We start from the raw sequence: 18,733 nt of genomic DNA on the forward strand, positions 1-18,733 counted from the left end.
CGCTAAGCTGTGACCTGTTGGACATGCATGACGTTTCTGGAGGAACACATCACATGGCAATCGTTCTTTATGTCGGTGGTAGCAAGGATGGCGACAAGGGCCTGGTGCCCCACGGATTCAGCAAGTCGCAGGCCGAAACAGACATCGGCCCCGAGATCTACACCGAGCGCTTCATGGAGCTGCAGGGCCTGGGCAGGGTCCGGGTGATGGCGCTGGAGTCGCTCAACGACGACGCCGCGAAGCTGCGCGCGGCCCGCCACTACCGCTGAGGCGTAACGACCCACGGTCGGTACCTACCGGGTCTGGCAATGTCAACGGGTTTCCCCCGCCGCCCAGCGTTGCCACAATCGGTGTTTTCCGCATAGTGGCTTCGGCCGGACGCAATGCCAGACCTCAAGCTCGCCCAGCAGATCGCCCATACCATCGCCGTTGAAATCGGCGCCCAGACGGCGCAGGCGCAGGCCGCCATCGCGCTGCTCGACGAGGGCGCCAGCGTTCCGTTCATCGCGCGCTACCGCAAGGAAGTCACCGGCGGGCTGGACGACACCCAGCTGCGCAACCTGGAAACCCGCCTGACCTACCTGCGCGAGCTGGAAGACCGCCGCGCGGCCGTGCTGGCCAGCATCGACGAGCAGGGCAAGCTCAGCGACGAACTGCGCAACGACATCCTGGGCGCCGACACCAAGTCGCGCCTGGAAGACCTGTACCTGCCGTACAAGCCCAAGCGCCGCACCCGCGCCCAGATCGCCCGCGAGGCCGGGCTGGAGCCGCTGGCCGACGGCCTGCTGGCCGATCCGACCCTGGACCCGCAGGTGTTCGGGGCCGGGTTCGTCGACGCCGAGAAGGGCGTGGCCGATGCCAAGGCCGCGCTGGAAGGCGCCCGCGCGATCCTGATGGAGCGCTGGGGCGAAGACGCCGCGCTGGTCGGCGAACTGCGTGCCTGGCTGGGCGACAACGGCGTGATCCGCGCGCGCGTGGCCGAAGGCAAGGAAGAGCAGGGCGCCAAGTACCGCGACTACTTCGAACATGCCGAGTCGCTGGCGAAGATTCCCTCGCACCGCCTGCTGGCGCTGTTCCGCGCGCGCCGCGAAGACATCCTGTTCCTGGAACTGGACCCGGGCAGCGATGCCGAGGCCGGCCACGTGTACGCCGAAGGCCGCGTGGCGTTCAAGGCCGGCATCCGTGACGCCGGCCGCCCCGGCGACCGCTGGCTGCTCGACGCCTGCCGCCTGACCTGGCGCGCCAAGCTGCACATGCACCTGCTGCTGGACCTGTTCAACCAGGCGCGCGAAAAGGCCGAAGCAGAAGCCATCAGCGTGTTCGGCGACAACCTCAAGGACCTGCTGCTGGCCGCGCCGGCCGGGCCGAAGACCGTGCTCGGGTTGGACCCCGGCATCCGCACCGGCTGCAAGATCGCCGTGGTCGACGCCACCGGCAAGCTGGTCGCCACCGATACCATCTACCCGCACGAACCGCGCCGCCAGTGGGACCAGTCGCTGGCTACCATCCGCCAGCTGTGCATGAAGCACAACGTGGAACTGATCGCGATCGGCAACGGTACCGCCAGCCGCGAGACCGACAAGCTGGCCGGTGAAGTGATCCAGGCGCTGGGCGAGGCCAAGCTGCAGAAGATCGTGGTCAGTGAAGCCGGCGCGTCGGTGTACTCAGCCTCCGAATTCGCGGCAAAGGAGTTCCCGGACCTGGACGTCTCGATCCGTGGCGCGGTGTCGATCGCGCGGCGCCTGCAGGACCCGCTGGCCGAGCTGGTCAAGATCGAACCCAAGGCCATCGGCGTGGGCCAGTACCAGCATGACGTCGACCAGTACCGCCTGGCGCGCGCGCTGGACGCGCGGGTGGAAGACTGCGTCAACGCGGTCGGCGTGCACGTCAACACCGCCTCGGCCGCGCTGCTCTCGCGCGTGTCGGGCCTGTCTTCGACCGTGGCCGAGAACATCGTCCGCCACCGTGACGAAAACGGTCCGTTCAAGCGCCGCAAGGACCTGCTCAAGGTGCCGCGCCTGGGCGACAAGACCTTCGAGCAGTGTGCCGGGTTCCTGCGCATCGCCGACGGCGACCAGCCGCTGGATGCGTCCTCGGTGCACCCGGAAGCCTACCCGGTGGTGGAGCGGATCGTGGCCGCCACCGAACGCCCGATCAAGGCGCTGATCGGCGACGGCAGCTTCCTGCGCGGGCTGAAGGCCGAGCAGTTCACCGACGCCACCTTCGGCGTGCCGACCGTGCGCGACATCCTCAAGGAGCTGGAGAAGCCGGGCCGCGACCCGCGTCCGGAGTTCAAGGCCGCGCGCTTCGCCGAAGGCGTCGAGGAGATCAAGGACCTCAAGCCGGGCATGATCCTGGAAGGCGTGGTCAGCAACGTGGCCGCGTTCGGCGCGTTCGTCGACATCGGCGTGCACCAGGATGGGCTGATCCACATCTCGGCGTTGTCCGACACCTACGTCAAGGACCCGCGCGACGTGGTCAAGGCCGGCGACATCGTCAAGGTCAAGGTGCTGGAGGTGGACGTGGCGCGCAAGCGGATCGCCCTGACCCGGCGCCTGGACGACACCCCGGCCCCGGCCAAGGCCCCCGGCGAGCGCGACGCACGCCCGGCCGGTGCAGGCCGGCGCGACGGTGGTGGCGGTCGTCCGGGTGGCGGCCGCGGCGCCCCGTCCGGCCCGCGCCCGGGCAGCAGCGCGCCGCCGGCCAACAATGCGCTGGCCGAGGCCTTCGCCAAGGCCAAGCGCGGCGGCTGAGCGCCTCCCCCCGTTTCCCGCTGAATACCGGTACGCTGTACCGGCGGCGGGAGACGAGATGACAGATCACCAGGCGGAACAGGGCGGTCCGGTCCAGGGCGATGCAGCCAGCGATGGCAGCGCCGCGCTGGCGCGTGCGTTGCGCGAGATGACCGAGCAGCACCGGCGCCTGGAAATGATCATCGACGGCACCGCGATGGGCACCTGGGAGTGGAACTGCCAGACCGGCCAGATGTGGGTCAACGAGCGCTGGGCGCAGATCGTGGGGTACATCCGCGACGAACTGGCACCGATTACCCCCGAGACCTTCTATCACCTGGTCCACCCCGACGACCTGGCCTGCTCCAATGCACTGCTGCGCGAGCACCTGGAAGGGCGCTCGCCGCACTACGACAGCTTGTGCCGCATGCGCCACAAGCAGGGCCACTGGATCTGGGTGCAGGATCGCGGCCGCGTCTACGAATGGGACGCGCACGGCCAACCGCTGCGGATGGCGGGCGCACACGCCGACGTAAGCGACCTGCAGAACGCGCTGGAAGACGCCGCCGACATGCGCCAGCGCCTGCAGGCGGTGGTCGATGCGTCCGACGAGGTGGCGGTCATCGCGACCGATACGGCAGGGGTCATCAACCTGTTCAACAGCGGCGCGGAAAAGCTGTTGGGGTTCCGCGCGGACGAGGTGATCGGCCGGGTCAATCCGGGCCTGTTCCATGACGTGCATGAAGTCCAGGATTTCCTGCGGCCGCTTGCGGATGCGGACGGCCGCCTGCCGACGGTGTTCGAGGCACTGACTGCCCATGCCGCGCACGGCACCTGGTCGCACCAGTGGACCTTCGTGCGCAAGGACGGCGAGCATCGCCAGGTGCGGCTCTCGATCAGCCCGCTCGATTCGGGCAATGGCCAACGCATGGGTTATGTCGGCATGGCGGTGGACATCACGCCGCTGCTGGAAGTGCGCGAGCAGGCCTTCGTGGCCGCCGAAAAATTCGCCGGTGCGTTCAATTCCGCGGCGCTCGGCATGGCGCTGGTGTCGCTGGAAGGGCGCTGGCTGGATGTGAACGACGCACTGTGCGGCATCCTCGGATACACCCGAGCCGAACTGCTCGAGATCGACTTCCAGACCCTGACCCACCCGGACGACCTGAACACCGATCTTGCGCTGGTGGGCGACCTGCTGGCCAGCCGGCGCGACCACTACCACATGGACAAGCGCTACCTGGGCAAGGGCGGCAACGTGGTCTGGGGCCGCCTGTCCGTGTCGCTGGTGCGCGCCCCGCACGGCGAGCCGCTGCATTTCGTATCGCAGATCCAGGACGTGACCGCGCAGCGGGTCAGTGGCCAGCAGCTGCGTGACTCCGAACAGCGTACCCGGGTCACTCTCGATGCGGTCGCCGACATGGTGCTCACCCTGGACCTGCAGGGCCAGATCCAGTACGCCAACGCAGCCGCCACCCGCGCGCTGGCCGGGGAGGGTGCTACACCGCTGACCGGCAGCCAGGTCCAGGAAGTGATGGAACTCACTACCGAGTACGCGCCGCGTTCGCCGCTGGACCTGGCGGTGCTGATGGACCCGGACAGCAACGCGGTGGACCTGCATTCGGACCTGCTGCTGTCGGTAGGCGCGCGCCTGCTGCCGGTGGACGTGACCCGCGCCTGGCTGCAGGACAGCAGTGGACAGGTCAGCGGCGCGGTCTGGGTGATCCGCGACGTGACCCAGCAGCGCGCCCGTCAGCGCGAAGCGCGACACCTGGCCGAAGTGGACCCGCTGACAGAACTGAGCAACCGGCGCGGCTTCGAGGCGCACCTGCAGGAGGCCATTACCCGGGTCGCCCGTACCGGGCAGTCGGCCTCGCTGATGTTCCTCGACCTGGACAACTTCAAGCCGATCAACGACACCCACGGCCATCTGGCCGGCGACGCGATGTTGTGGGCCGTGGCCACCGTGCTGCGCAACGGCGTGCGCGACTCGGACGTGGTGGCGCGGCTGGGTGGCGACGAATTCGCGGTGATCCTGGCCGGGTGCTCGCTGCGGCGGGCACGGCGGATTGCCAGCGACCTGCTCGAAGCGGTTCGCAACCTGAGCGTGCCGTGGAGCGTGGATCGGCTGGTGGTGGGCACCAGCATCGGCATCGCCGCGATCAGCGGCGGCATGAGCGTGGACGCAGCGGTAGCTGCCGCCGACGCGCAGTGCTACCGGGCCAAGGCCCTGGGCAGGAACAACGTGCAGGTCGAAGCGCCGGTGCACGGCGGCCCGGATCCGCTGGACCCGGGCGACGGCGACCTGGACATCGAGAGCAGCGAAGGCGGTCCAGGCTGATCGGGCTTAACCAGTCAGGATCCACGCCGCGCCGTACGTTCGACGGTACTCAAGCACGCGGTGCAGCGGTCGATACCTTCCCGCAGCATATTCGGCTGCGGTAATTGATTGGTGTCGGATTCATGTTAAAGCGTGCACGGGTTATCACTCTGGCAGTATCCACGCCAGATTCGGTGCGGTATGGTCCGCCCTCCGATCTCGGCTGCAGAAGATACTTCGAGATAACCGCCCTGCAACGAGGCGTCGAACAGTCCCCACCGTCCAACGCCCCGTCGCGAGGCAGGTGAATTCTTACTGCCCGCTATTCGCCGCCGCTACGTAAAGTTTGCCAAATACGCGCAAATTCGGCATGACCTTTAGGTGTGCACGCACCTCTTCACGTGTCGTAAAGTGGGTCCCGCCCGCGCCGCGGTGCTCAGGACGAAAGCCCCCGCCATCGCCTCCTGATTATTTAAAAGTACATATGGAAGACATGCCTGCCCTGAATTTCCCGGACTTCGAGGCATATTCAAATTCTGTCGACGGAATCGACGGCGAGATGCGGGTGACCGGTCACGGCGATGGTCCGTGGCTGTTGAATGTGCTGGAGCTTGGTGAACTCACCCTGCTGCATGGCATGGACGGCGCCCCGGTGCTGTACCGTGGCGCGCCGCATGAAGGGCGCTTTGGTGCCTACCTTTCGTTGCCGGGCAGCCAGACCGAACTGGATGGCCAGCGCGTGGGCGACGACGGCTTTACCTGGCTGGCACCGCGGGTGGAGCTTCAGGGCTTCACCCGGGTACCGGCCACCTTCCTGGCGATCGACTTCACCGAACGGGTGCTGCTCGAGCAGGCCGCGGAGATCGAAGGGCTGGACGTGAACACGCTGTACCGCACGCGGAATATCGTCACCACCACCGCCATGGTCGGGCACATCAGTGCGTTGGTGCAGCGCGCATTCGAGGTGCGCGAAGCGCGGCCGGACGCGTTCGCCGAGAACGGTCCGCGCCAGGCCTTCGTGGCCCAGCTCACCTCTGCCGTGTTGCAGTGTCACCAGCGTGCGGCCGCCGAACCGTGCGTGGCCAGGCGGGGACGCCCGCCGCTGCCGCGCCGGGAGATCGTCCGGCGCGGGGTGGAGCATATCCAGCGCAGCCTGCGCGGCGAGGCGGCGTTCTCGGACATCCCCTTCGCTGTCGGGGCGTCGCAGCGCTCGCTGAACCGGGCCTTCGACGACCTGTTCGGCATGGCGCCGCACCACTTCTACCTGATCGAACGCCTGCACGCGATCCGCAGCGCATTGCGTTCGGCCAAGCCCGGCGACACGGTTACCGGGATCTGTTCGCGCTTCGGGGTGTGGGACCTGGGCCGGATGGCGGCGCAGTACGCGCGCATGTTCCACCTGCAGCCGGCACAGGAGCTGGCGCGGGCGGTGGGCGCGAAACCGGCGGCAGGCGTTGCTGGCACGGGGCGGCGGCGCTGAGCATGCCGGCCTAAAGATTCGGCGGCGGCAGCCGCTGACATGGGGCAGAGAGTTGTAACGCGTCATCCCACGGAAGGTACGTCAGTAACACGACGCTCTTCGTGAGTCCCCAAGCGTTCTTGCGTTCTACACCGGACATGGGGTCCGGCGTAGCCCATCGAGCTTGTTGGAACCGAGGAAACAATGATGTCCACCGCAGCCATTCAGCCACCGGCGGCCGCACGCACCCGCGATCCAGAATTCACCTCAGTCCTGCGTTCCCTTGGAGCGCTGGCGTTCGCCCCCCGTGCAAGCCGCCAGGCCAGCGCCGCGCTCGCGCAGCGCAACGCCGAGCTGGAAGCCCAGGTCGCCGCGCTGCACCGCGTGCAGGCCGTGATCGAGTTCGACCTGGAGGGCACCATCCTGCAGGCCAACGCCAACTTCCTGCAGACCCTGGGTTACACGCTCGAGGAGATTCGCGGCAAGCACCATTCGATGTTCGTCGACCCCGAACACGTGCGCAGCAGCACCTATCGCGAGTTCTGGGCGCGGCTGGGGCGCGGCGAGTTCGACGCCGGCCAGTATCGTCGGCTGGGCAAGGGCGGGCGAGAGATCTGGATCCAGGCCTCGTACAACCCGGTGTTCGACAGCAGTGGGCGTCCGGTGAAGGTGGTCAAGTTCGCCACTGACATCACCGCGCAGCAGATGCAGGCGGCCGACTTCGCCGGCCAGCTGGCCGCGATCAACACCTCGCAGGCGGTGATCGAGTTCAGCCTGGATGGACGCATCCTGTCGGCCAACGACAACTTCCTGGCCGCACTGGGCTACACGCTCGACGACGTGCGTGGCAAGCATCATTCGATGTTCGCCGAGCCCGACTACGCGCGGAGCGATGCCTACCGCGAGTTCTGGCAGAAGCTCGGGCGCGGCGAATTCGACGCCGGTCAATACCGTCGCCTGGGCAAGGGCGGGCGCGAGGTGTGGATCCAGGCGTCGTACAACCCGATCTTCGACATGAACGGCAAGCCGTTCAAGGTGGTCAAGTACGCCACCGACATCACCGCGCAGGTCCGCGACGCGCAGGCGCTGGCCGCTGCCGTGGCGCAGACGCGCGATGTGGTGGGTGCCGCCCAGGCCGGCGACCTTAGCAAGCGCATCGACACCGCAGACAAGACCGGGCAGATCGCGGCGCTGTGCGAAGGCGTCAACGCCATGGTCGAAACCATGGGCAGCATGATCGGCCAGATCCGCGTGGCCGCCGACGCCGTAGCGCTGGGTGCCAGCGAAATCGCGGTCGGGAACAGCGACCTGTCGCAGCGAACCGAACAGCAGGCCGCGTCGCTGGAGGAGACCGCAGTGTCGCTGCAGGGCCTGACCGGTACCGTGCGCCAGAGCGCGGACAACGCGCGCCAGGCCAGCGCGCTGGCCGGCGGCGCAGTGGACGTGGCCGCGCAGGGCGGTCGTGTGGTCAACGAGGTGGTCGCCACCATGGCGCTGATCAATGCTTCGTCCAAGCGCATCGTGGACATCATCGGCGTGATCGACGGCATCGCCTTCCAGACCAACATCCTGGCGTTGAACGCGGCGGTTGAAGCGGCGCGCGCCGGCGAGCACGGGCGCGGGTTTGCCGTGGTCGCCGCCGAGATCCGTTCGCTGTCGCAGCGCTCGGCCGGTGCGGCCAAGGAGATCAAGCAGCTGATCGACGACTCGGTCGACCGCGTCGGTACCGGCACCGCGCAGGTGGAAAGTGCAGGGCGCACCATGGAAGAGATCGTGGCCAGCGTGAAGCGCGTGGACGAACTGATCGCGCAGATCAGTGTCGGTGCGCAGCAGCAGAGCGATGGCATCGTGCAGATCAACCAGGCAGTGGAGCACATCGACCAGAGCACGCAGCAGAATGCGGCGCTGGTGGAAGAGGCCTCGGCTGCTGCGCGAAGCATGGAAGAGCAGGCGACCCAGCTGCTGCAGACGGTGGCCGCATTCCGCGTGGACGGTGCGGTGGCCCAGGCCCTGCGCCATGCGGCGCAGTCGGGCAGCCCGGGTGGGGTACCGACGTTGCGGCTGGTTTAGGCTTCGCCGCACAGGGCCAAGTCGACAGATCTGGCCTGCCCCGTTTCTGCAGGTCCCCCGCAACGGCGGGACCCATGCAATCCAGTAGATTTACCGAGACTGCGCCCGGGGAAAATTCCGATTCGCAGTCAGTCCGCCGGCAGTAGCGTTGCGACATTCCCTTCGGAGTGTCGCCATGGCCAAAACGCAACCCAACATCCTTGTCATCTGGGGCGACGACATCGGCTGGATGAATCCGAGCTGCTATCACCGGGGCATGATGGGATACTGGACCCCGAACATCGACCGCATCGCCGCTGAGGGAGCCCTGTTCACCGACTGGTACGGGCAGCAGAGCTGTACGGCCGGGCGTGCTGCGTTCATCACCGGCCAGTGCCCCATCCGGCCAGGACTGACCAAGGTAGGGCTTCCGGGCGCCGACATCGGCATACAAGCGGAAGATCCCACGATTGCCGAGATCCTCCAGCCGCTGGGCTACGTCTCCGGCCAGTTCGGGAAGAACCATCTGGGGGACAAGAACGCCTTCCTTCCCACCGTGCACGGCTTCTCGGAGTTCTTTGGCAACCTGTATCACCTGAATGCCGAAGAGGAACCCGAGGATCCGAAGTATCCTCGTGACCCCAGGTTCAAGGAGATGTTCGGGCCTCGAGGTGTGCTGAAGGCATGGGCACAGGACGACGACGACGCCACTGATGTGCCACGCTGGGGCGTCGTCGGGAAGCAGAGGGTGGAAGATACCGGTCCCCTCACGCGCAAGCGGATGGAGACCGTAGACGAAGAATTCACTGCGGCGGCACTTGATTTCATTGAGCGCCAGAGCAAAGCGGACCAGCCGTTCTTCTGCTGGATGAACACCACGCGGATGCACATCTGGACACATCTGAAGCCAAAGTCGCAGGGGGTCACCGGCAAGGGCCTGTACCCGGACGGCATGGTGGAACTGGACGGCTTCGTGGGCCAGTTCCTGGACAAGCTTGACGAACTCGGTATCGCCGACAACACCATCGTCGTCTTTTCTACGGACAACGGTGCAGAGGTGCTGAGCTATCCGGACGGAGGGCAGACACCCTTCCGTGGCGAGAAGGCGACAAACTGGGAGGGAGCCTTCCGGGTGCCGTGCGTGATCCGCTGGCCGGGCGTCATTGCGCCTGGCTCGGTCATCAACGACGTGTGTGCCCATGAGGATTTGATGGTCACCTTTGCGGCTGCAGCGGGCGACCCGAACGTCAAGGAAAAGTGCCTCAAAGGCACGTACCAGGCAAACGGCAAGACCTTCAAGGTCCATCTCGATGGTTACAACCTTCTGGATGCTCTACAGAGTCACCAGAACGGTCCTCGGCCTCCGCAAGGCGCTGCGGATCCGGGCAAGAGCGAGTTCGACGCTTGGCCTCGCCAGGAATTCGTCTACTGGAACGACGACGGTCAGCTCTGCGGGATCCGGCTCAAGGACATCAAGCTCAACTTCCTGCAACAGATGGGGAAGGGCCTGGATGTCTGGACGCAGGAGTTCACCAACTATCGGATCCCTCGCGCCTACAACCTACGGAGCGACCCGTTCGAGCGTGCGGATGAGAGTGGCATGCCCTTCGAGACATCCAACCAGCTGTACTACATCGTGCCGGCCCAGGCAGTCGTCGCCAGATGGCTGGGGACGTTCAAGGAGTTCCCGCCTCGCCAGAAGTCGGCGAGCTTCAACGTGGACGAAATCGTGGAGAAGATCACGGACGCTGCAGCCAAGGGGCCTGGCCGATAGCGTGATCAGCCGGGCAGGGCCCGGCTCTACGTGGCGGATAAAGCAAAAGGCCAGATCTTTCGATCTGGCCTTTTGGATTCCATGGTGCCGAAGGTGGGACTCGAACCCACACGCTTTTAAGGGCGGCGGATTTTGAGTCCGCTGCGTCTACCGATTCCGCCACTTCGGCTGGCTGGCCGCGCAGTGTATACAAAGTCAGCCCTGTTGGCGAGGCCTGAACCGTTTAGGTTGGCTCCGGCCGTCATCTGGCCGCGACGCTATACTCATTGCGCTGAACCATACAGGGAACCGGAATGAGCGCGTTGCAGGGCCTGCGGATACTGGTGGTCGAGAACGACGAGATGAGTGCCTCGCTGCTGGACATGCAGCTGGTGCAGCTCGGTGCCGTCGTGGTCGGCATGGCGGGCGGGGTGGCCGAGGCCGTGCAGCGGGTCAAGGACTACGCGCCGCAGGTGGTGCTGCTCGATTACCGCCTGACCAACAATGAAACCAGTGACCCGGTGGCCGAACTGCTCACCGCGCGCGGTATTCCGTTCGTGGTGGCCACCGGCATGGCGGCGCATCAGCTGCCCGAGGCGTTCCGTGCCGGCGTGGTGCTGGTCAAGCCGTACCTGGGCAAGGAACTGGAAGCGGCGCTGCTGAAGGCGCTGCTCGGGAACCCGGTCGCCAGCTGAGCGCGCGTCAGGCCGCTTCTTCGTACCCCAGCTCCACCGGCTCGCGATCGTCGAGGATCCGGTACAGCGCGCCCAGGTCATCCGGATCCGGATTCAACCAGGCGTCCAGGTTCTCGCGCCGGATCGGCACGATGCAGCGGTCGTGTCCGGCTTCGGCCACGTCACGCGGCGGTTCGTCGGTGATGGCGGCGAAGGAGAGCAGCCGGCCTTCCGGGCCTTCCCATTCCGACCACAGGCAGGCGATCAACAGGTCGCGCTGCGGCCGGGGGCGGAATTCCAGCACCACGTTCTGCGCGTTCTCGCCCGGTGCCAGCGTGCGCTGTTCCATGGCATGCCGCGGCACGTGTTCGTAGAACGACTGCACCACCACTACGCCATGGTGGTGGCCGAAGGCGTTCTTCCAGTACGCCTCCAGGCTGTCGCGGCGGGCGTTGTAGGTGCCGGGGTAGAGCGCGTCGTTGCGCGCGGGCTTGTCCGGCAGCCGGCACTGGTAGCGCATCGGCTTGATGACGCGCTGGCCATGTTCGGAAACGATCACCGGCGCGTACACGCCCGGGAAGATGCGGCTGTCGCGTGGCAGCAGGCCGCTGCGGTGCAGGTCGGCCAAGCGCGCCTGCGCGCGGTCGATGCGGTTGCCGGCAATGCGGATCTCGTTGCGTGCCTTCTGGGTAGGGCGGTGCGCCAGGCTTTCTTCGGCCTGCTTCAGACGCGCGCCCTGTACCCGCAGCTCCTGGTCCAGCGTCTGCATTTCTTCGGCGTGCCACTGCTGGATTTTCGCCACGATGTCCTGGCCCAGCGGCGTGCGTGCGCCGACGAAGCCGTCGTCCATGGCCTTCGGGGTCTTCGGACGCTGCTTGCCGGCGTCGTGCGCGTAGAGCTGGGCGAATTCGTCCAGCGACAGGGTGGCGCCGAACTCACGGACCAGCTTGGTGTAGTCGGCGCGGATATGGGCGGAATAGCACATGTGCGTAGGCTACCAAAACAAAAAGCCCCGACCGGAGTCAGGGCTTTTTGTGTTTTAAAATTGGCGTCCCCACGGGGATTCGAACCCCGGTCGCCACCGTGAAAGGGTGATGTCCTAGGCCTCTAGACGATGGGGACGCACGAAAACTGAATTTTAATGCCGCATCCATCCGATCGGCCTAATGACCGGATGTTGGTGGAGCCAGGCGGGATCGAACCGCCGACCTCCTGCATGCCATGCAGGCGCTCTCCCAGCTGAGCTATGGCCCCACGTTGATGCTGCGAGCCGCCTATCATAGCGGGTTTATTTGGGAATGCAAACAGATTTTTAGCGGCAACAAAAAACCCCGGCACCGCCGGGGTTCTCTGCGTTATTGGCGTCCCCACGGGGATTCGAACCCCGGTCGCCACCGTGAAAGGGTGATGTCCTAGGCCTCTAGACGATGGGGACGCACGAAACTTGAATTTTAATGCCGCATCCATCCGATCGGCCTAATGACCGGATGTTGGTGGAGCCAGGCGGGATCGAACCGCCGACCTCCTGCATGCCATGCAGGCGCTCTCCCAGCTGAGCTATGGCCCCACGTTGATGCTGCGAGCCGCCTATCATAGCGGGTTTATTTGGGAATGCAAACAGATTTTTAGCGGCAACAAAAAACCCCGGCACCGCCGGGGTTCTCTGCGTTATTGGCGTCCCCACGGGGATTCGAACCCCGGTCGCCACCGTGAAAGGGTGATGTCCTAGGCCTCTAGACGATGGGGACGCACGAAACTCTTGATTTTGCTTCTGTCGGACGGCCTATGTCCGGAGAAGTGGTGGAGCCAGGCGGGATCGAACCGCCGACCTCCTGCATGCCATGCAGGCGCTCTCCCAGCTGAGCTATGGCCCCACGTTGCTGGAGGCCGAATTCTACGCGGATGTGAAGGGTTCGCCAAGTGTTTTCTGCATGCGCGACACACGCGCGACGCAAACAAAAAGCCCCGACCGAAGTCAGGGCTTTGTGCTTTATAACTGGCGTCCCCACGGGGATTCGAACCCCGGTCGCCACCGTGAAAGGGTGATGTCCTAGGCCTCTAGACGATGGGGACGCACGAAACTCATCAAGTTTTTCCAGCTGCTCCGGACGGCCTAAGGTCTGGAGTGGTGGAGCCAGGCGGGATCGAACCGCCGACCTCCTGCATGCCATGCAGGCGCTCTCCCAGCTGAGCTATGGCCCCACGATGTTACCGCGAGCCGACCATCATAGCGTTGATTTGCCTGAATGGGAAGCCGGGGTCTTGCAGTCTGATGAGTGGCGTCCCCACGGGGATTCGAACCCCGGTCGCCACCGTGAAAGGGTGATGTCCTAGGCCTCTAGACGATGGGGACGCACGAAACTCTTGATTTTGCTTCTGTCGGACGGCCTATGTCCGGAGAAGTGGTGGAGCCAGGCGGGATCGAACCGCCGACCTCCTGCATGCCATGCAGGCGCTCTCCCAGCTGAGCTATGGCCCCACGTTGTTACCGCGAGCCGACCATCATAGCGTTGATTTGCCTGAATGGGAAGCCGGGGTCTTGCAGTCTGATGAGTGGCGTCCCCACGGGGATTCGAACCCCGGTCGCCACCGTGAAAGGGTGATGTCCTAGGCCTCTAGACGATGGGGACGCACGAAACTCTTGAATTGTGTTCACTACCTTCCAATCGGCCTAAGGATTGGAGTGGTGGAGCCAGGCGGGATCGAACCGCCGACCTCCTGCATGCCATGCAGGCGCTCTCCCAGCTGAGCTATGGCCCCACGTCGTGAGGAGCGGAATCATAGCGACGCTGTTTTCGAATGGCAAGAAAAAACTGTCATGCATTCGACACGCGTTGATGGCGCAGCCGCAGCGCATTGCTGATCACCGACACCGAACTGAGGCTCATCGCCACCGCAGCGAGCATCGGCGACAGCGTGATGCCCAGCGGATACAGCACGCCGGCGGCGACCGGAATGCCCAGCCCGTTGTAAAGGAACGCGAAACCAAGGTTCTGGCGCATGTTGCGCACGCTGGCGGCGGACAGCTGGCGCGCACGCAGGATGCCGCGCAGATCGCCCTTGACCAGCGTGACCTGCGCGCTCGACATCGCCACGTCGGTACCGTTGCCCATCGCGATGCCGACGTTGGCGCTGGCCAGCGCGGGGGCGTCGTTGATGCCGTCGCCGGCCATCGCCACCACGCGCCCCTGCGCCTGCAGGCTGCGGATCAGTTCTGCCTTGTCGGCCGGGCGCATGTCGCCGTGCACCTCGTCCAGGCCGAGCTCGCGCGCGACTGCTTCGGCAGTGGCGGTGCCGTCGCCGGTCGCCATCACGATGCGGATGCCGTCGGCATGCAGCTGCGAAATCGCTTCGGCGGTGGAGGCCTTGATCGGATCGGCCACGGCGATGATGCCGGCGAGGGTGCCGTCGATGCTGAGGTACATCACGCTGGCCGCCGCGCGGCGCAAGCGGTCTGCATCGGTCTGCACCGACTCCAGCGCGATCCCGTGTTCGCGCATCAGCGTTGCGTTGCCGAGCAGCAGCGCCTTGCCCTCAACGGTGCCACGCACCCCCAGGCCGGTGAGCGAATCGAAATCGTCCACGGTGGCGAGCGCCTGGCCGCGCGTACGCACCTCGGCAACCATCGCTGCCGCCAGCGGGTGCTCGCTGCCCTGGTCCAGGCTGGCGGCCCAGTGAAGGACCTGGTCTGCGTTGAAGCCCGCGACGGCAATCGCCTCGCGGAACGCCGGGCGGCCTTCGGTCAGCGTGCCGGTCTTGTCCACCACCAGCGTATCGACCGTGCGCAGCGCCTCGATCGCTTCGGCATCGCGGAACAGTACGCCGTGCTGTGCGGCGCGACCGGTCGCGACCATGATCGTCATCGGCGTGGCCAGGCCGAGTGCGCAGGGGCAGGCGATGATCAGCACCGCCACCGCGCTGAGCACGGCATGCGTCCAGGACGGTTCGGGACCGAACAGGCCCCAGCCGAAGAACGTCAGCACCGCCACGCCGAGCACGGCCAGCACGAACCAGTACGCCACCTTGTCGGCCATGCGCTGCATCGGCGCGCGCGAACGCTGTGCCTGCGCGACCAGCTGCACGATCTGCGCCAGCATGCTGTCGTCACCCAGTCGTTCGGCGCGGATCACCAGGCTGCCGGTGCCGTTGAGGGTGGCGCCGATGACCGTATCGCCCACGGTCTTGGTGACCGGCACCGGTTCGCCGGTCAACATCGATTCGTCCACGCTGGAGCGGCCTTCCAGCACGCTGCCATCCACCGGCACCTTCTCGCCGGGCCGCACGCGCAGGCGGTCGCCGGGTTGCAGGGTGGCGATCTCCACGTCTTCCTCGCGGCCGTCGTCGCGCAGCACGCGCGCGGTCTTCGGTGCCAGCCCGAGCAGTGCCTTGATCGCTGCGGAGGTCTGCGCGCGGGCGCGCAGTTCCATCAGCTGGCCGAGCAGGGTGAGCGAGATGATCACCGCCGCCGCTTCGAAGTACACGCCCACATGGCCATGCTGCTGGAAGGAGGGCGGGAACAGGCCCGGCGCGACGGTGGCCACTACGCTGTAGCCGTAGGCCGCCAGCACGCCGGTGCCGATCAGCGTCCACATGTTGGGGCTGCGGTTGCGGATCGACTGCGCCCAGCGCTGCAGGAAGGGCCAGCCGGCCCACAGCACCACCGGGGTGGCGAGGGCGAACTCGATCCAGACCCGGACGTCGGGCGACAGCGCGTGCAGCAGCGGTGTCATCGCCAGCATCGCCAGCAGGAACGTGGCCACGCTCAGCGGCAGGCTCCACCAGAAGCGCCGACGGAAATCGGTGAGCTCCGGGTTCTCGCCTTCGTCCAGGCTGGGCATCATCGGCTCGAGCGCCATGCCGCAGATCGGGCAGGTGCCGGGGCCGTCCTGCACGATCTCCGGGTCCATCGGGCAGGTGTAGCGGGTGCCGGGTGGTACCGACGAGGCGGGGACGGCCGGTTTGGCTGGATGCGCCGAGCAGCAGCTGTGCGGAGCATTCATGCGCGCGGCTCCGTCAGTGCGGCCAGGATCGGGCACTGCTTCAGGTCGCCGTGGCCGGGGCAGGCGTCGACCAGCTGGCCGAGCGCGGCCTGCATGCGCTGCAGTTCGGCGATGCGCTGCTCGATGTCCTGCAGCTTGTGCACGGCGGTGTCGCGGACCTGGGCCATGTCCTGGCCACGGTGGTCGCTGAGCCGGAGCAGCTCGCCGATTTCCTCGAGGGTGAAGCCCAGCGCCTTGGCGCGGCGGATGAAGCGCAGACGGGTCAGGTCGGTGTCGGAAAACACGCGGTAACCGCCGGCACTGCGCTGGGCAGTGGCCAGCAGGTGCTGGCGCTCGTAGTAACGCACGGTGTCGATGGGCACGCCGGCCTGGCGTGCGAGCTGTCCTATGTTCACGGCGGTCTCGCAGGGGAGCAGGCGCACAGTGTGGACCCTGGAGTCTGGTCAAGAGTCAAGGGTTTGCTGCAATCGGCCGGATGTCGTTACCGGGCCGGATTTACAACTTGTTTCATAGCTGCATGGGAAGGCCCTCCGTACGCTCCCTCTGAATCGCCGGTAAGCCTTGATCCAGCAGGGATTGCCGGTCTCAGCAGCCGTTCCAGGAGCGCCGTCATGGATGCATCTTTCCCTACCTCATCGTCGAATCCCAAGCCAACCTCGCCGACCCTCATGGAAGTCGCGGTGCTCGAATACCCCGGCAGCCTGCGCGCGGCCGCGCCCGTGCTGTCCGAACTGGCCCAGCGCTGCAACCGGACGGCGGCCGCCGGCAAACGCTCGGGCGCGCGGATGCTGGTGACCCGCTGGACGTTGTCCACGCGCGGGCACGGCATGCAGCGCGTGGCCGGGGCCGAACTGTTCGGCGACGCCCCGCCGTCGGTCATCGTGGTGCCGGGCAACGAGCCCAGCTGGCCGCTGATGCAGGGCGACGAACGCATGCTGACCTGGCTGCGCGACTGCCATGACGCCGGCAGCCTGCTGGCCGGCTGCGAGGAGGGCGGGCTGCTGCTGGCCTCGGCCGGCATCCTCACGGGCCGCTCGGTCAGCCTGCCGGACCTGTCGCGCTGCCCGACGCTTGCGGCGGTGGTGCCGAGCTGGCAGCCCAGCGAGCGGTCACTGGTCGACGACGGCGACCTGCTGACCTCCTCCGGCCCGGACGCCTGGAAGTACATCAGCCTGCGCCTGCTGGCCCGCATCTACGGGCAGAGCGTGATGAGCGCGGCGATCCAGCAGCTGCAGCTGGTCATTCCGCGCGGCGTGCAGGAAGACCTGGAGCGTTTCAGCCCGAACTTCGCGCATGGCGACCGCGGCATCCTCAAGGCGCAGCGCTGGTTGCACAGCATTGCCGCACGCGGGGTGACCCTGCAGGACATCTGCGACGCGGCCGGATTGGAGCCGCGCACCCTGCAGCGGCGCTTCCTCAAGGCCACCGGCCTGCGCCCGATCGCGTACTGCCAGCGCCTGCGCATCGCCAAGGCGCAGCTGCTGCTTCAGGGCGGCGGCGCGGTGGACGAGGTGTCGTGGGCAGTGGGCTACTCGGACCAGAGCGCGTTCCGCCGCCTGTTCCTGCGCATCGTCGGGGTGACTCCGGCGCGCTACCGCCGCCAGATATTCGCGCAGCGCCGCGAGCGCCTGCGCACTGCACTGCCGCATATGCAGGGCGAACCGCTGCGGCCCGCTGCCTGAACCTCAACACTGCGTTGCCTGCATCCGGCTGCGCCGCCAGCCGGATGCGACTACCCTGTGGGCTGATCGTTACGGGCGTGCCCCGGGAGTGTCCATGTCGTTGAAATCTTCGCCCCTGCTGGGCTCCGTGCTGGCCGTGTCGGTACTGCTGGCCGTGGCCGGGTGCAGCCAGGCGCAGCAACCTGCCAAGACCGCTGCCCAGCCGGCGGCCGCGTCCACCGCAAAGGCAGGTGCGAACCGTCCTGCGGTGTTGCAGGGCATAGAGAAGCACGGCTTCGAGGTGATGGGCGAGTTCGATGCGCCGGGTGGTCTGCGTGGCTTTGCGGGCCTGGTGGGGGGGCAGCAGCCGGCCGCTGCGTATGTCACCGCCGACGGCAAGAATGTGATGGTGGGCACACTCTTCAATGAGAAGGGTGAGGACATCGGCGCTGCACCGCTGGAAAAGCTGGTCGAAAAGCCGATGTCCGACAAGATCTGGAACAAGCTGGATGCCAGCGCATGGGTGCGCGACGGCCGCGCCGATGCGCCGCGCGTGGTCTATACCTTCAGCGATGCCAACTGTCCGTACTGCCATCGGTTCTGGGAAGCGGCACGCCCGTGGGTGGACAGTGGCAAGGTGCAGCTGCGACACGTGATGGTGGGCGTGATCCGTGAGGACAGCCCGGCCAAGGCGGCGGCGATTCTCGGTGCGCCCAATCCGAGCGCGGTGTTCCTGCAGAACGAGCACGAATTCAGCAAGGGCGGGATCAAGCCGGCGGCGAAGATCACGCCGGAACTGGCCAACAAGCTCGATGCGAACCACGTGCTGATGGTGGAGCTGGGCTTCCAGGGTACGCCGGGCATTCTGTTCCGTGATGCGGAAGGCATCGTGCAGCGCGTGTCGGGGATGCCGCAGGGCGAGGACATGGAAAAGGTGATGGGCGCGGTGCGTTGATTTCGATCAACGACTGAATAGGCCCGCAGCGCGATGCTGCGGGCATGGTCTGTTGTTTTGCTTTTGCGTTGACACGCATGGCGTGTCAGTACGTTTCACGACACGCTAACTCCTTGGTTGATAATCAAGGCGC

12 protein-coding genes and 13 tRNA genes are annotated in these 18,733 nt (G+C 66.3%); 9 read left to right on the plus strand and 16 right to left on the minus strand.

The genetic code is table 11. The annotated features are described in order from the left end of the window. The first annotated feature begins 53 nt into the window (after positions 1-53). The 6 genes from C2U58_RS05030 (at position 54) to C2U58_RS05055 (ending at position 10,331) form a co-directional block, all read left to right on the plus strand. The gene (locus tag C2U58_RS05030; protein ID WP_102944815.1) at positions 54-269 is read left to right on the plus strand and encodes a hypothetical protein; all 216 of its coding nucleotides are present in this window, start codon (positions 54-56) and stop codon (positions 267-269) included. A 114-nt stretch (positions 270-383) separates the two neighbouring features. Continuing rightward, positions 384-2,753 (plus strand): Tex family protein, encoded by a 2,370-nt coding sequence (locus tag C2U58_RS05035; protein WP_102944816.1) that lies wholly within the window; start codon positions 384-386, stop codon positions 2,751-2,753. A 58-nt stretch (positions 2,754-2,811) separates the two neighbouring features. Beyond that, the gene (locus C2U58_RS05040) at positions 2,812-5,070 is read left to right on the plus strand and encodes a PAS domain-containing protein (RefSeq protein ID WP_102944817.1); all 2,259 of its coding nucleotides are present in this window, start codon (positions 2,812-2,814) and stop codon (positions 5,068-5,070) included. 472 nt (positions 5,071-5,542) lie between these two features. Next, positions 5,543-6,529 (plus strand): AraC family transcriptional regulator, encoded by a 987-nt coding sequence (locus C2U58_RS05045; RefSeq protein ID WP_172448073.1) that lies wholly within the window; start codon positions 5,543-5,545, stop codon positions 6,527-6,529. Between the two features lie 186 nt (positions 6,530-6,715). After that, on the plus strand, positions 6,716-8,578 hold the full coding sequence (locus C2U58_RS05050) for a methyl-accepting chemotaxis protein (RefSeq protein WP_102945019.1): 1,863 nt from the start codon (positions 6,716-6,718) through the stop codon (positions 8,576-8,578). Between the two features lie 175 nt (positions 8,579-8,753). Continuing rightward, complete coding sequence (locus tag C2U58_RS05055; protein WP_102944819.1) at positions 8,754-10,331, plus strand: arylsulfatase; 1,578 nt, start codon at positions 8,754-8,756, stop codon at positions 10,329-10,331. 82 nt (positions 10,332-10,413) lie between these two features. Here the strand turns inward: C2U58_RS05055 and C2U58_RS05060 are convergent. Next, positions 10,414-10,500 (minus strand) — tRNA-Leu (locus C2U58_RS05060). Between the two features lie 124 nt (positions 10,501-10,624). Here C2U58_RS05060 and C2U58_RS05065 point away from each other — a divergent pair. Next, a complete protein-coding gene (locus tag C2U58_RS05065) occupies positions 10,625-11,005 on the plus strand; it encodes a response regulator (RefSeq protein WP_102944820.1) in 381 nt (126 codons plus the stop codon). 7 nt (positions 11,006-11,012) lie between these two features. Here C2U58_RS05065 and C2U58_RS05070 read toward each other — a convergent pair whose 3' ends face one another. From C2U58_RS05070 to C2U58_RS05140, 15 genes are all read right to left on the minus strand, one after another. After that, entirely contained in the window at positions 11,013-11,969 is a 957-nt protein-coding gene (locus tag C2U58_RS05070; RefSeq protein WP_102944821.1) for an SOS response-associated peptidase family protein, read from the minus strand. 61 nt (positions 11,970-12,030) lie between these two features. Continuing rightward, a tRNA-Glu gene (locus tag C2U58_RS05075) sits at positions 12,031-12,106 on the minus strand. A gap of 56 nt (positions 12,107-12,162) precedes the next feature. Beyond that, positions 12,163-12,238 (minus strand) — tRNA-Ala (locus tag C2U58_RS05080). Between the two features lie 105 nt (positions 12,239-12,343). Then, positions 12,344-12,419 (minus strand) — tRNA-Glu (locus tag C2U58_RS05085). A 56-nt stretch (positions 12,420-12,475) separates the two neighbouring features. Next, positions 12,476-12,551: transfer RNA gene (locus C2U58_RS05090), tRNA-Ala, on the minus strand. Between the two features lie 105 nt (positions 12,552-12,656). After that, a tRNA-Glu gene (locus tag C2U58_RS05095) sits at positions 12,657-12,732 on the minus strand. Positions 12,733-12,782: 50 nt separating this feature from the next. Next, positions 12,783-12,858, minus strand: a tRNA-Ala gene (locus C2U58_RS05100). Positions 12,859-12,981: 123 nt separating this feature from the next. Next, positions 12,982-13,057: transfer RNA gene (locus tag C2U58_RS05105), tRNA-Glu, on the minus strand. 53 nt (positions 13,058-13,110) lie between these two features. After that, positions 13,111-13,186, minus strand: a tRNA-Ala gene (locus C2U58_RS05110). Positions 13,187-13,261: 75 nt separating this feature from the next. Further along, positions 13,262-13,337, minus strand: a tRNA-Glu gene (locus C2U58_RS05115). 50 nt (positions 13,338-13,387) lie between these two features. Continuing rightward, a tRNA-Ala gene (locus C2U58_RS05120) sits at positions 13,388-13,463 on the minus strand. Between the two features lie 75 nt (positions 13,464-13,538). Then, positions 13,539-13,614, minus strand: a tRNA-Glu gene (locus C2U58_RS05125). A gap of 54 nt (positions 13,615-13,668) precedes the next feature. Beyond that, positions 13,669-13,744, minus strand: a tRNA-Ala gene (locus C2U58_RS05130). A gap of 56 nt (positions 13,745-13,800) precedes the next feature. Beyond that, positions 13,801-15,891 carry a copper-translocating P-type ATPase gene (locus C2U58_RS05135; RefSeq protein WP_102944822.1) on the minus strand — a complete coding sequence of 697 codons (2,091 nt, stop codon included), beginning with the start codon at positions 15,889-15,891 and terminating at the stop codon, positions 13,801-13,803. A gap of 89 nt (positions 15,892-15,980) precedes the next feature. After that, positions 15,981-16,379, minus strand: coding sequence for a heavy metal-responsive transcriptional regulator (locus tag C2U58_RS05140; protein ID WP_102945020.1), 399 nt, complete (start codon positions 16,377-16,379; stop codon positions 15,981-15,983). Between the two features lie 216 nt (positions 16,380-16,595). Between C2U58_RS05140 and C2U58_RS05145 the strand changes: the two genes are divergently transcribed. Beyond that, on the plus strand, positions 16,596-17,666 hold the full coding sequence (locus C2U58_RS05145) for a helix-turn-helix domain-containing protein (RefSeq protein WP_253256643.1): 1,071 nt from the start codon (positions 16,596-16,598) through the stop codon (positions 17,664-17,666). A 94-nt stretch (positions 17,667-17,760) separates the two neighbouring features. Further along, complete coding sequence (dsbG, locus tag C2U58_RS05150) at positions 17,761-18,600, plus strand: thiol:disulfide interchange protein DsbG (protein WP_102944824.1); 840 nt, start codon at positions 17,761-17,763, stop codon at positions 18,598-18,600. Positions 18,601-18,733: the final 133 nt, after the last annotated feature.

The sequence above is a fragment of the Stenotrophomonas sp. VV52 genome (assembly GCF_002893095.1).
GTDB lineage: Bacteria > Pseudomonadota > Gammaproteobacteria > Xanthomonadales > Xanthomonadaceae > Stenotrophomonas > Stenotrophomonas aracearum.

Coding starts and splice junctions, on each gene's coding strand:
- C2U58_RS05030 (WP_102944815.1), top strand. CDS start 54: ATGGCAATCGTTCTTTATGTCGGTGGTAGCAAGGATGGCGACAAGGGC.
- C2U58_RS05035 (WP_102944816.1), top strand. CDS start 384: ATGCCAGACCTCAAGCTCGCCCAGCAGATCGCCCATACCATCGCCGTT.
- C2U58_RS05040 (WP_102944817.1), top strand. CDS start 2,812: ATGACAGATCACCAGGCGGAACAGGGCGGTCCGGTCCAGGGCGATGCA.
- C2U58_RS05045 (WP_172448073.1), top strand. CDS start 5,543: ATGCCTGCCCTGAATTTCCCGGACTTCGAGGCATATTCAAATTCTGTC.
- C2U58_RS05050 (WP_102945019.1), top strand. CDS start 6,716: ATGTCCACCGCAGCCATTCAGCCACCGGCGGCCGCACGCACCCGCGAT.
- C2U58_RS05055 (WP_102944819.1), top strand. CDS start 8,754: ATGGCCAAAACGCAACCCAACATCCTTGTCATCTGGGGCGACGACATC.
- C2U58_RS05065 (WP_102944820.1), top strand. CDS start 10,625: ATGAGCGCGTTGCAGGGCCTGCGGATACTGGTGGTCGAGAACGACGAG.
- C2U58_RS05070 (WP_102944821.1), bottom strand. CDS start 11,969: ATGTGCTATTCCGCCCATATCCGCGCCGACTACACCAAGCTGGTCCGT.
- C2U58_RS05135 (WP_102944822.1), bottom strand. CDS start 15,891: ATGGACCCGGAGATCGTGCAGGACGGCCCCGGCACCTGCCCGATCTGC.
- C2U58_RS05145 (WP_253256643.1), top strand. CDS start 16,596: ATGGATGCATCTTTCCCTACCTCATCGTCGAATCCCAAGCCAACCTCG.
- dsbG (WP_102944824.1), top strand. CDS start 17,761: ATGTCGTTGAAATCTTCGCCCCTGCTGGGCTCCGTGCTGGCCGTGTCG.